Source organism: Streptomyces sp. 2-1 (assembly GCF_048564895.1).
Classification (GTDB): Bacteria; Actinomycetota; Actinomycetes; order Streptomycetales; family Streptomycetaceae; genus Streptomyces; species Streptomyces phaeochromogenes.
This window is the reverse complement of sequence record NZ_CP183383.1, coordinates 7,984,730-7,996,761: the sequence shown is the minus strand read 5'-3', so window position 1 is coordinate 7,996,761 and position 12,032 is coordinate 7,984,730. Positions and strand designations below refer to the sequence as shown.

The 12,032-nt window shown below is 70.7% G+C and carries 8 protein-coding genes; 2 read left to right on the top strand and 6 right to left on the bottom strand.

The window, feature by feature from the left end; genetic code table 11:
* Nucleotides 1–193: 193 nt before the first annotated feature.
* Complete coding sequence (locus ACN20J_RS35205; RefSeq protein WP_259333675.1) at nucleotides 194–1,663, bottom strand: diaminobutyrate--2-oxoglutarate transaminase family protein; 1,470 nt, start codon at nucleotides 1,661–1,663, stop codon at nucleotides 194–196.
* Between the two features lie 371 nt (nucleotides 1,664–2,034).
* Between ACN20J_RS35205 and ACN20J_RS35200 the strand changes: the two genes are divergently transcribed.
* Nucleotides 2,035–3,264: a trypsin-like serine peptidase gene (locus tag ACN20J_RS35200; RefSeq protein ID WP_189841080.1), complete on the top strand. Its 1,230-nt coding sequence runs from the start codon at nucleotides 2,035–2,037 to the stop codon at nucleotides 3,262–3,264.
* A gap of 255 nt (nucleotides 3,265–3,519) precedes the next feature.
* Nucleotides 3,520–4,719 (top strand): trypsin-like serine peptidase, encoded by a 1,200-nt coding sequence (locus tag ACN20J_RS35195; protein WP_189841079.1) that lies wholly within the window; start codon nucleotides 3,520–3,522, stop codon nucleotides 4,717–4,719.
* A 151-nt stretch (nucleotides 4,720–4,870) separates the two neighbouring features.
* Here the strand turns inward: ACN20J_RS35195 and hflX are convergent, their stop codons facing one another.
* From hflX to ACN20J_RS35170, 5 genes are all read right to left on the bottom strand, one after another.
* A complete protein-coding gene (gene hflX, locus ACN20J_RS35190; protein WP_189841078.1) occupies nucleotides 4,871–6,364 on the bottom strand; it encodes a GTPase HflX in 1,494 nt (497 codons plus the stop codon).
* A gap of 183 nt (nucleotides 6,365–6,547) precedes the next feature.
* Nucleotides 6,548–8,113: a M1 family metallopeptidase gene (locus ACN20J_RS35185; protein WP_189841077.1), complete on the bottom strand. Its 1,566-nt coding sequence runs from the start codon at nucleotides 8,111–8,113 to the stop codon at nucleotides 6,548–6,550.
* Nucleotides 8,114–8,200: 87 nt separating this feature from the next.
* Nucleotides 8,201–10,342: a RelA/SpoT family protein gene (locus ACN20J_RS35180; protein WP_189841076.1), complete on the bottom strand. Its 2,142-nt coding sequence runs from the start codon at nucleotides 10,340–10,342 to the stop codon at nucleotides 8,201–8,203.
* Nucleotides 10,343–10,514: 172 nt separating this feature from the next.
* Nucleotides 10,515–11,384: a diaminopimelate epimerase gene (dapF, locus tag ACN20J_RS35175; RefSeq protein ID WP_419667549.1), complete on the bottom strand. Its 870-nt coding sequence runs from the start codon at nucleotides 11,382–11,384 to the stop codon at nucleotides 10,515–10,517.
* 109 nt (nucleotides 11,385–11,493) lie between these two features.
* Nucleotides 11,494–12,015: a hypothetical protein gene (locus tag ACN20J_RS35170; RefSeq protein WP_361895593.1), complete on the bottom strand. Its 522-nt coding sequence runs from the start codon at nucleotides 12,013–12,015 to the stop codon at nucleotides 11,494–11,496.
* Nucleotides 12,016–12,032 lie beyond the last annotated feature (17 nt).

Sequence of the window (12,032 nt, the reverse complement as noted above, 5' to 3'; positions counted from 1 at the left end):
GTTCGTGCGGCGACGAACCGGGGCTGTTCCGGCGTGCGTTGGACCCGTGCTGTTCGTGGTTGATGCGGGTGCGGGTGTCGTCCGGTTTCGGGGGTGCGGGGGTGGAGGAGGCAGTTCTGGTGGTGACTTGCGGGTGTCACCGGAAGCCGGCATCTCCAGGACCCCACTGCCGAGCCGTCCACCTGGCCGACCGCTATCCGGATCGCTCGGCCCGTTGGTTGTGCTCGGTGCCTTGGGCGTGCCCGACCTTTGGGGCGGGCCCGGTCGCTGCCCGCCGGGTGCTCTCGGCCGTCGGGCCGGTGTGCGCCTTGGCGACCTCCGCCACCGCGTCCGCCAGCCGGTTGAGCACCGCGCTCGCCTGTTCGTCGCTGATCGTGAGCGGTGGAAGCAGGCGCACCACGCTGGAGTTCCGTCCGCCGAGTTCCACGATCAGCCCGCGGCGCAGGCACTCCCGCTGGACGGCGGCAGCCAGTTCGGGGGCCGCGGGCGACGGTCCGCCGGGGGACGAGGGCGGCTTCTCGGGGTCCACGATTTCGACGCCGATCATCAGCCCCCGGCCGCGCACGTCGCCGACGCAGCCGAAGTCGTCGGCAAGGCTCTGGAGTTGAGCGATCATGCGCGCCCCCAGAGCCGCGGCCCGTTCGGCGAGGCCGTTCTCACGGACGTACGCGAGGGTCGCGGCGCCGGCTGCCATGGCGAGCTGGTTGCCGCGGAACGTGCCCGCGTGGGCGCCCGGTTCCCACACGTCGAGGTCCTCGCGGTAGACGACGACCGCCAGCGGCAGGCTGCCGCCGATGGCCTTGGAGAGGACCATCACGTCGGGTGTGATGCCACTGTGCTCCACGGCCCAGAAGGCGCCGGTCCGTCCGACTCCCGTCTGGACCTCGTCGGCGATCAGCGGGATGGAGCGCGCCGAGGTGATCTCCCGCATCCGCCGCATCCAGTCGTCGCGGGCCGGAATCACTCCGCCCTCGCCCTGCACCGGTTCCAGGATCATCCCGGCGGGGCTCGGCACCCCGGACTTGGTGTCGTCGAGGATGGACTCGGTCCAGCGCGCGGCGAGTTCGGCCCCCGGCTCGCCGCCGACCCCGAACGGACAGCGGTAGTCCTGCGGATAGGGCAGGCGCGCGACACGTACGTCGGACGCGCCCCCGGATGCGGCGAGCGCCCCCGCGGTCATCCCGTGGTAGGCGCCGGCGAAGGCGAGAATCCCGCTGCGCCCGGTCGCGGCTCGCACCAGCTTCAGGGCTGCTTCCACGGCGTCCGTGCCGGCGGGCCCGCAGAACTGCACACGCGCGTGGTCGGCGAGACCGGGCGGCAGCGTGCGGAACAGCTCGGTGGTGAAGGCGTCCTTGACGGGTGTGGCCAGGTCGAGGACCTGCAACGGCGCCCCGGAGTCGAGGACCTTCCTGATGGCTTCCAGTACGACGGGGTGGTTGTGGCCGAGGGCCAGCGTCCCGGCGCCCGAGAGGCAGTCGAGGTAGCGGTTCCCGTCGGCGCCCTCGATCGTCAGACCTCGCGCGCGGACGGGGACGATCGGAAGAGCGCGTGCATAGGTGCGCGCCGCGGATTCGCGCGCCGCCTGGCGCCGCAGGATCCCCTCGTGCGCCGCGCGCGCCCCGCCGTTCTCCTGCGTCGCGCACACCCCCGCGGCCTCGGGCATCGCGGGCGCCATCTCGGGCGCAGACTCGGTCACAGCCACGTCTGTCGGTCCTCCCGCTGTCCAGAAGAGGCGAGTTGCTCGGCCGCCCGGTGGGAGGCGACGGGGAATGAACGCAGCCGGAACGTCCCCCGTACGTACCAACGACGAGGACCGCGAGGGGCAACGGTGGGGCGAAGATCCTTGCCGTGACGGAACCGTTGCGGTTCCGTCGGAAGTCCCCCACAGCAACGGCATAGTCTGTGGTGCCGTTCAGCGAATTCCCGCTGATCAGCACCCACGGTTCACGTCGGACACATCCGGGTCACCGGATCCGTACGAAGTCCCATGTGGCAGCACAGAGTTGTTCGTTCACCTCCAGGGGGAGTCACACCATGCGACCCATACGCCCGCTCTTCGCCGCCCGTCGAGGGGGGAGCTCGCGCCGCAGAACCTCCCCCATGCTGGCCGCGGTCGGACTGGCCACCGCGCTGGCGCTGACCGCCACCGCCTGCGGTTCGGAGGAGGACACCAACGCGGGCGCGCAGGCGTCGGCGTCCGCGGCGGGCGACGGCAAGATCAAGATCCCGGACAACATCAAGGACAGGCTCAAAGAGCACGGGATCGACATCGACCAGTGGAAGGGCGGCGCCTGGAAGAACTGGGACAAGGACGACTGGCTGCGCGAGGCCGGGGACTACATCAACCCGATCATCAAGGACCTGTGGGACCCGGACCGCATGCGTGAGGCCGAGGACCCGGACCAGGGCAAGGGCGTCGACGAGAACGACCTCTCGGGCGACCAGGGCGTGACCGACCCGGAGCCGGCGCCCGTGCAGGCGAAGGGCGTCCCGGCGGCGTACCACGAGAACGCGCCCGAGGCGGGCAAGGTGTTCTTCGACTCCCCCGAGGGCACGATGGTCTGCTCGGCGACCGTCGTCGAGGACCCGGCCAACCCCGGCAAGTCCAACCTCGTGTGGACCGCGGGCCACTGTGTGCACGCGGGCAAGAAGGGCGGCTGGTACCGCAACATCGCCTTCGTGCCCTCGTACAACAACGACGCCATGTCGGCGACGGAGCTCGCGACGGCCACCAAGGAGGAGGTCGCTCCGTACGGTCTCTGGTGGGGTGACTGGGCCCAGACCTCGGACCAGTGGATCGAGCAGGGCGGCGCGACGGGCGGCGACGGCGCCTCGTACGACTTCGCGGTCATTCATGTGACGCCGGAGAAGGGCAGCGGGGGCAAGTCCCTTGAGGAGACCGTCGGTTCGGCGCTCCCGGTGGACTTCAACGCTCCGGCCGTCTCGGAGGTCGGGGACATCACCGCGACCGGCTACCCGGCGGCGAAGCCGTTCGACGGGGAGACCATGTTCCAGTGCGCGGACAAGCCGGGCCGGCTCTCGATCGCCGAGTCCCAGCCGACGATGTACCGCATCGGCTGCACCATGACCGGCGGTTCGTCGGGCGGCGGCTGGGTCGCGGCGGGTTCGGACGGCAAGCCCGCGCTGGTGTCCAACACCTCGATCGGCCCGGTGACCGCGGGCTGGCTCGCGGGGCCGCACCTGGGCACCGAGGCCAAGGGAATCTACGACTCGGTAAGCAAGAAGTTCGCGGCGCAGCAGTAGCGCAGCGACCATAGCGGCGCAGCCGCAGCAGTGGCGGAGCCGTAGCAGTACAGCAAGTAGCGCCGCAGGGACGGACGGCGGCAGGGTGGGGGTGGGCCTCACGAGAACCTTCACCGCCCGGCCGCCGTTCGTCCTCGACTCCCCGGGCATAGTGGGGTGTCGCGGTGACACGGGCTCCGCGGAGAGCCTTGATCGCGCTCTTCGCGCCTGACCCGCAGACGAAAGCTGCACGTTCAATCGGGGGTAAACAACATCATGCGTTCCACACGTCCGTCCTTTTCGGGGATGCGCGGGCGACGCCGCGTCCTCGCCGCCGCCGGGCTGGCAGCGGCTCTGACGCTCACCGCCACCGCCTGCGAGTCGGGCGACGACAACGCCGCCGACAAGCCGGCCGCCACCGGCTCCGGGGCCTCCGGCGGCGACAAGATCGAAATTCCGGCCGACATCGCCGACAGGCTCAAGGAGCACGGCATCGATGTCGACGACTGGAAGGACGGCGAATGGAAGAACTGGGACAAGGACAAGTGGCTCACTGAGGCCGAGGACTTCGTCAACCCGGTGATCGAGGGCCTCTGGAAGCCCGAGCGGATGAAGTCCGCCAAGGACCCGGACAAGACGATCTCCGCGAAGGACGCCTCGGCCGACCAGGGCGTGAGCGACCCGGCACCGGCCCCGGTCACCGCGACGCGGGAAGAGACCCCGTACCACGACAATGCCGCCCCGGTCGGGAAGGTTTTCTTCGACTCCCCCGAGGGCTCGATGGTCTGCTCGGGCACGGTCGTCAAGGACCCGCGCAACCCCGGGAAGTCCAACCTCGTGTGGACCGCCGGTCACTGTGTCCACGCGGGTGGTGGCGGCGGCTGGTACCGCAACATCGCCTTCGTGCCCGCCTACAACGACCTCGGCAAGTCCGAGGCCGAGCTGGCCAACGCGACGCAGCAGGAGATCTCCCCGTACGGGCAGTACTGGGCGGACTGGGCGTCCACCTCGAACGAGTGGATCCAGGGCGGCTCGGAGTCGGGCGGCGACGGTGCCGCGTACGACTACGCGGTGCTGCACGTGAAGCCGGAGTCGGGCTCCAAGTCCCTTGAGGAGACCGTCGGTACGGCGCTGGACGTCGACTTCTCCACCCCCGCCGCGGCGGACGCGGGCACGATGGGCGCCTGGGGCTACCCGGCGGCGCCGCCGTACAACGGTCTGATCATGCACAAGTGCGTCGACCGGCCGGGCAGGCTCTCGCTCAGCCCGAGTCTGCCGACGATGTACCGCATCGGCTGCACCATGACCGGCGGTTCGTCGGGCGGCGGCTGGTTCCGGGTCGTCGACGGCAAGACCGTGCTCGTCTCGAACACCTCGATCGGCCCGACCGACAACACCTGGCTCGCGGGACCGCAGCTGGGCCAGGGCGCCAAGACGCTCTTCGACAACATGAGCAAGGAGTACGGCGCCAAGTAGGCGCCCGTACGCACGCCGGCGTCACGCCCACGGCGTCCGCACCACGAATACGGCGAAGGCCCGCCCCCTGCCGGAGGGGGCGGGCCTTCGCCGTTCTTTCGATCAGAGCAGACAGATCGGAGCAGACGGGTCAGACATCAAACTTCGGACGTCAGACAGCCGGCACCGGAACATACGCCTGCAGCTCCGCCGCCAGTTCCTCGTGCACCCGCAGCTTGAGCAGGGTGCCCTCCGGGGTGTGCTCCTCGGAGATCACCTCGCCCTCGGAGTGGGCGCGCGCGACCAGCCGGCCGAGCGTGTACGGCACGAGCACCTCGATCTCGACCGAGGGGTGCGGCAGTTCGACGTCGATGAGCGCGAGCAGCTCGGCGATGCCCTGGCCCGTGCGGGCCGAGACGGCGATGGACCGCTTCTCGTTCCGCATGAGCCGCTGGAGCACCAGCGGGTCGGCCGCGTCCGCCTTGTTGATCACCACGATCTCGGGCACCTTGTTCGCGCCCACGTCGCGGACGACCTCGCGCACGGCGGCCAGCTGCTCCTCCGGCGCCGGGTGCGAACCGTCCACCACGTGCAGGATCAGGTCGGAGTCCCCGACCTCCTCCATCGTGGAGCGGAACGCCTCGACGAGGTGGTGCGGCAGGTGCCGGACGAAGCCGACGGTGTCCGCGAGTGTGTAGATCCGCCCGCCGGGCGTCTCGGCACGGCGCACGGTCGGGTCGAGGGTGGCGAACAGTTCGTTCTGCACCAGCACGCCCGCGCCCGTGAGGCGGTTGAGCAGCGAGGACTTGCCGGCGTTGGTGTACCCGGCGATGGCGACGGAGGGCACCTTGTTGCGACGGCGCTCCTGGCGCTTGATCTCGCGGCCGACCTTCATGTCCGCGATCTCCCGGCGCATCTTCGCCATCTTCTCGCGGATACGACGCCGGTCGGTCTCGATCTTGGTCTCACCGGGACCACGGGTGGCGAGGCCGCCGCCCTTGCCGCCGCCCATCTGACGGGACAGCGACTGACCCCAGCCTCGCAGCCTCGGCAGCATGTACTGCATCTGCGCGAGCGCGACCTGCGCCTTGCCCTCTCGGGACTTGGCGTGCTGAGCGAAGATGTCGAGGATCAGGGCCGTACGGTCGATGACCTTGACCTTGACGACGTCTTCGAGGTGGATCAGCTGGCCCGGCGAGAGCTCACCGTCACAGATGACGGTGTCCGCGCCGGTCTCCAGCACGATGTCCCGCAGCTCGTTGGCCTTGCCGGAGCCGATGTAGGTGGCCGCGTCGGGCTTGTCGCGGCGCTGGATGACGCCGTCGAGCACGAGCGCGCCCGCCGTCTCGGCGAGGGCGGCGAGCTCCGCGAGGGAGTTCTCCGAATCGGTCGCGGTCCCGGAGGTCCACACACCGACGAGCACCACGCGCTCCAGACGGAGCTGTCGGTACTCGACCTCGGTGACGTCCTCGAGCTCGGTGGAGAGGCCCGCGACGCGGCGCAGGGCCGCACGCTCGGAGCGGTCGAACTGGTCGCCGTCCCGTTCTCCGTCGATCTCGTGGCTCCAGGCGACGTCCTCTTCCATCAGGGCATCGGCCCGAAGACCGTCGGGGTGGTTCTGCGCGAAGCTCTGCGTGTCCTGGGAAGGGGAAGAAGAGGAGGTCATTGGGTCCTTACGTCGATGGGGATACCTGTGGGACGACGGACTTCCGTCCGACATCCACGACAACGTCCGGGGCCGCCGGGAGATTCCCGGCCGGATTCCGGAGGGCCGTGCCGCCGACCCGAAGTGGCGTCGACGTGAAGATGTTCGCACGGCACGGCCCGTCTCGTCACCGGATTTTCGGGCCTATCGCGTGGGCTTGGCGGGCTTGGCTGCGGGCTTCTCCGCGGGCTTCGCTGCAGGTTTCGCTGCGGGCTTCTCCCCGGGCTTCTCGCTGCGCCAGTCGGGGTGGCCCGGCATGGGCGGGGTCTTCTCCCCGTAGAGCCATGCCTCGAAGAATCCGCTCAGGTCGCGGTCCGCGATGCCCGAGGCGAGCTCCGTGAAGTCCGCGGTGTCCGCGACCCCGTCGTGGTGGGTGCTCACCCAGGTCCGCTCCAACTGCTCGAAGGAGCGGCGGCCGATCTCCTCGCGCAGCGCGTACAGGACCAGGGCACTGCCGTCGTAGACGTTCGGGCGGAAGATGCTGAGCTTCTCGCCGGGCGCCGCCCCCTTGGGCGCGGCGGGCGGGCCTCCCGTGGCGCGCCAGGTGTCGGAGGCCCGGTAGGCGGCACGCATCCGTGCCTCCATGGTCTTGCCGGCCTTCTCCTCGGCGTAGAGGGCCTCGTACCAGGTGGCGTGGCCTTCGTTGAGCCACAGGTCGGACCAGGTGCGCGGCGAGACGCTGTCGCCGAACCACTGGTGCGCCAGTTCGTGCACCATGATCGCCTCGACGTACCACTTCGGGTACTCGGGCCGTGTGAAGAGCTCCTTCTCGAAGAGGGAGAGCGTCTGTGTCTCCAGTTCGAACCCGGTGCGCGCCTCGGCGATCAGCAGCCCGTACGTCTCGAAGGGGTAGTCGCCGACCTTCCCCTGCATCCAGGCGATCTGGTCGGGTGTCTTCTTGAGCCACGGTTCCAGCAGCTCGCGGTCCTTGGTGGGCACCACGTCACGAACGGGCAGACCGTCCGGCCCGCTCCGGTGCAGCACGGAGGAGCGGCCGATGGAGACCTGGGCCAGTTCGGTGGCCATGGGGTGCTCGGTCCGGTACGTCCAGGTGGTCGCGGCGGCGCGCCGGTTCACGTCCAGGGGAAGCCCGTTGGCGACGGCCGTATAGCCGTTGGGCGCGGTGACCCGGAAGGTGAACAGGGCCTTGTCCGAGGGGTGGTCGTTGCTCGGGAAGACCCGGTGGCCGGCGTCGGCCTGGTTGGCCATCGCGAGGCCGTCCTCGGTCCGCACCCAGCCGCTGTCCTGGTCCTTGGTCGACACGGGGTTGCTGTCGTGGTGCACGGTGATCCGCATCCGGATGCCGGGCGGCAGTGGCTCCGCGGGCGTGACCACCAGGTCCTCCCCGGCGCTCCGGAACTCCGCCGGCTCGCCGTTGACCTCGACGGATCGCACTGTTCCGAGCGAGTAGTCAAGATTGACCTGCTCCAGCCAGTCTGTCGGCCTGGCCACGATCGTGGTGACGGCCGGCAGCGGCTTGCTGTTGCTGCCGGGATAGGTGAAGGAGAGGTCGTACGCCGTGACGTCGTACCCGGGGTTGCCCAGGTGCGGGAAGAGCCGGTCGCCGATGCCGAGCGGGGCCGGAGCGGGGGCACTGGCGGCGATGAGGCAGACGGAGGCCGCGGAGGCGAGGAACGCCGTGCGGAGCCGTCGCGGGGCCTTCTGGCGTGGGGGCCCGGTACGGGGGGTGGTCCTGGGGGTGCGCAGCATGGACCACGGCTATCAGCGACCGCCCGTCCTACGGCGACGACTCGCGCCGAGCCCACCCGAACGGGCGCTTTCCGTCGAATCGCTGCTCTACGGAGTTGTCGTCTGGTGCTGTGCGCGGCCCACGTCGAAGACACCCGGGACGTTGCGCATCGCCCGCATCAGCACGGGAAGGTGGGCGGCGTCCGGGAGTTGGAGCGTGTAGGTGTGGCGTACGCGCTGCTGGCTGGGCGGTTCGACGGTCGCCGAGACGATGTCGACGCCCTCCAGGGCGATGGCCTCGGTGAGGTCGGCGAGCAGGTGGGGGCGGCCGAAGGACTCGACGAAGAGCGTGACGCGGCACTCCGAGGTGTCGCCCCAGCGCACTGCGACCTCCGTGCGCCCGAGGTCCTTCATACGGGTCGCGCCCGCGCACTCGACGCGGTGCACGGTCACCACTCCGCCGCGTACGGCGAAGCCGGTGATGTCGTCGGGCGGTACGGGCGTACAACAGCCCGCGAGGCGTACGGTCGCGCCGGGCTGGTCGACGACGACGTCCGCGGCGGCCGGGCGCGCGGCGGGCGCGTCCGCGGACGGGCGGCGGGTCGTGGCGGGAGCCTCGGGCGGCGTGGCGGGCGAGGGGTGCGCGGCCAGCCAGCGGGTGATGGCGATCCGCGCCACGGGCGTGTGCGCGTGCTCCAGCCACTCCCTGGAGGGCTCGGAGGCCGCGTCCTGGCCCATGAGCAGTTGGACGGTGTCGCCGTCGCTCAGGACCGTACTGAGCCTCACCAGGCGGCCGTTGACGCGCGCGCCGATGCAGGCGTGCGCGTCCTCGCCGTACTGGGCGTACGCGGCGTCGACGCAACTGGCGCCCGCGGGCAGCCCGAGCGTGCCGCCGTCGGGCCGGTAGACGGTGATCTCCCGGTCCTGGGCGAGGTCCTCGCGGAGCGTGGACCAGAACGTGTCGGGGTCCGGGGCCGCCTCCTGCCAGTCGAGAAGGCGGGAGAGCCAGCCGGGACGGGTCGGGTCGGCGCGCTCGCCGTCCACCGCGTCGCCGACCCGTGTGCCGTCGCCGTCCGTCTGCTCCTCCGAAGGAGGAGCGTAGGGATTGCCGAGCGCGATGACTCCTGCCTCGGCGACCTTGTGCATCTGGTGCGTACGGATGAGGACTTCGGCGACCTGGCCGTCGGTGCGGGCGACCGCGGTGTGCAGCGACTGGTACAGGTTGAACTTGGGGACGGCGATGAAGTCCTTGAACTCCGAGACCACGGGCGTGAGACAGGTGTGCAGCTCGCCCAGGACCCCGTAGCAGTCGGCGTCCTCATTCACGAGCACCAGGAGGCGTCCGAAGTCGGAGCCGCGCATCTCGCCGCGCTTGCGCGAGACGCGGTGCACGGAGACGAAGTGCCGTGGCCGGATGAGGACTTCGGCCTGCAGACCGGCCTCGCGCAGGACCACGCGCACCTCTTCGGCGATCTCCTCGAGGGGATCGTCGGCGCGCGAGGCGTTGTTGACGATGAGTTGGCGGGTGTGGGCGTACTCCTCGGGGTGCAGGATCGCGAAGACGAGATCCTCCAGCTCGGTCTTCAGCGCCTGCACGCCCAGGCGTTCGGCGAGCGGGATCAGTACATCCCTCGTCACCTTGGCGATGCGCGCCTGTTTCTCGGGGCGCATCACGCCGAGGGTGCGCATGTTGTGCAGCCGGTCGGCGAGCTTGATCGACATCACGCGTACGTCGCTGCCGGTGGCGACGAGCATCTTGCGGAACGTCTCGGGCTCGGCGGCCGCCCCGTAGTCGACCTTCTCCAGCTTCGTCACGCCGTCGACGAGATAGCGGACCTCCTCGCCGAACTCCTCACGCACCTGATCGAGGGTCACTTCCGTGTCCTCGACGGTGTCGTGGAGCAGAGACGCCGTCAAAGTCGTGGTCTCCGCGCCGAGTTCGGCGAGGATCAGCGTCACGGCGAGCGGGTGCGTGATGTACGGCTCGCCGCTCTTGCGCATCTGGCCGCGGTGCGAGGACTCGGCGAGGACGTACGCGCGGCGCAGCGGGTCCAGGTCGGCGTCGGGGTGGTGGGCGCGATGGGCCTCGACCACGTGACCGATCGCGTCGGGCAGCCGACCGCGGACCGCGGGGCCCAGGAGAGCGGCCCGGCCGAGGCGCCGCAGGTCGATCCGGGGGCGGCTTCTCCTGCGCTGTGCCCCGGGCGTCATGGGGCCGGGCGTCGCGGGGTTCGTGGCCTCCGCACTCATGGGCACCTCCGGCTGCGTGGACCGGCGGACGGGGTGCCCCATGGCGTACTGCGCGGCTCTGGGGATGGCGTCGTTCCCCCGTCCGGGCCGGTGCTTGATGCTACCGAGCCCACCACGCCCGGCCGACCGCCTCTCGCCGAGCGTGAAACGGATCACCCATTCGAGCGAAGGTTCAGGGGGTCGCGGTTTCGAGCCATCCGGCGTCGATCTCACCCTCTGCGACGATCACCGCGGGCCCGGTCATCTCGATCTCGCCGTCGGGCCGCTCGGTGATCACCAGGCGCCCGCCGGGCACATCGACCGTGTACGTCGCCGGTGTGCCGGTCACCGCGGGGTCGGCGCCGTCCCTGCGTGCCGTCGCCACGGCCACGGCGCACGCGCCCGTGCCGCACGAGCGGGTCTCGCCGGAGCCTCGCTCGTGGACACGCAGAGCGACGTGACGAAGACCACGGTCGACGACGAACTCGACGTTCACGCCGTCCGGGTACGCGGAGGCGGGGCTGAACGGCGGCGCGGTGTACAGATCTCCGGCGTGGTCGAGGTCCTCCACGAAGGCGACGGCGTGGGGGTTGCCCATGTTGACGTTGCGCGCGGGCCAGTGGCGATCGCCGACGCTCACGGTGACGTCCCCTTCGGGGAGGAGCGCCTTGCCCATGCCGACGGTGATGTCGCCCTCCTTGGCGATGTGCACCGTCTTGACGCCTCCGCGCGTGGCGACGGCGATGTCACCTTCGGCCACATGTCCGGCGCGCTGGAGATAGTGGGCGAACACACGCACTCCGTTGCCGCACATCTCCGCGACCGAGCCGTCGCCGTTGCGGTAGTCCATGAACCATTCCGCTTCGGCCGCCATCGCCCGGGCCTCGGGGTGCGCCGCGGACCGTACGACGTGCAGCAGGCCGTCGCCGCCGATGCCCGCGCGGCGGTCGCACAGGGCGGCGACGGCGGCCGGGGGCAGGTCGATGACGTTCTCGGGGTCGGGGATGATCACGAAGTCGTTCTCGGTCCCGTGCCCCTTGAGGAAGGCGATCCGCGTGCTCATTCCTCGATCGTAAGGCTTCGGTACGACAACCCGGCCGAGCGGTCCGGCAGCCGGACCACACCGGACCTCGGGCAGAACCACGAACGCGGAGGCATGCCGCCCGGAAGGCTCAGCGCAGCCGGGCCACGCGCCACACGGCGAGCACCACGACAGCGGCGACGACCACGGCGTACGCGATGGCGACCCGCCAGTCCGGGCGGCGGCCGGAGCCGCGCTGCGGGAGGCCGGGCCACGTGTAGCCCACGCGGCGGGCGGCCATCATGCCCCAGCCGGCGGCACAGGAGCAGATCAGCAGGCCGAGCATGGCGATCATGGCCCCGCTGTCGCCGAAGTCGAAGGCGAGCGGGAAGGCGAACATCAGGGAGCCGAGCGCGGCGAGGCTCACGATGGGTGCGAGCTGCCAGATGCGCATGCGGCGCTGCGGGCGGAGCTCGACCTCGACCTCCGGCCCGGGGAACATCTCGTCGGGCTCGGGACCGTCGGCGGTGACCCCGCCGGTGATCTCGTCGGGCCCGTCCGGGCTCAGTCGGTCCTCATCGGGGTCCTGCTGCTCCTGTGCGGTGTCGTGCGCCCCGCCGGTGGCGGTGCTTTGCTCCGCGCCTTGTGCGGTGTCGCGAGGGCCGGCCTCCATCGCCACGCGCCCTCCCA

Excerpts from the sequence above, each read along its gene's own strand:
- ACN20J_RS35200 (WP_189841080.1), top strand. The coding sequence starts at position 2,035 with ATGCGACCCATACGCCCGCTCTTCGCCGCCCGTCGAGGGGGGAGCTCG.
- dapF (WP_419667549.1), bottom strand. The coding sequence starts at position 11,384 with ATGAGCACGCGGATCGCCTTCCTCAAGGGGCACGGGACCGAGAACGAC.
- ACN20J_RS35170 (WP_361895593.1), bottom strand. The coding sequence starts at position 12,015 with ATGGAGGCCGGCCCTCGCGACACCGCACAAGGCGCGGAGCAAAGCACC.
- ACN20J_RS35195 (WP_189841079.1), top strand. The coding sequence starts at position 3,520 with ATGCGTTCCACACGTCCGTCCTTTTCGGGGATGCGCGGGCGACGCCGC.
- ACN20J_RS35185 (WP_189841077.1), bottom strand. The coding sequence starts at position 8,113 with ATGCTGCGCACCCCCAGGACCACCCCCCGTACCGGGCCCCCACGCCAG.
- hflX (WP_189841078.1), bottom strand. The coding sequence starts at position 6,364 with ATGACCTCCTCTTCTTCCCCTTCCCAGGACACGCAGAGCTTCGCGCAG.
- ACN20J_RS35180 (WP_189841076.1), bottom strand. The coding sequence starts at position 10,342 with ATGAGTGCGGAGGCCACGAACCCCGCGACGCCCGGCCCCATGACGCCC.
- ACN20J_RS35205 (WP_259333675.1), bottom strand. The coding sequence starts at position 1,663 with ATGCCCGAGGCCGCGGGGGTGTGCGCGACGCAGGAGAACGGCGGGGCG.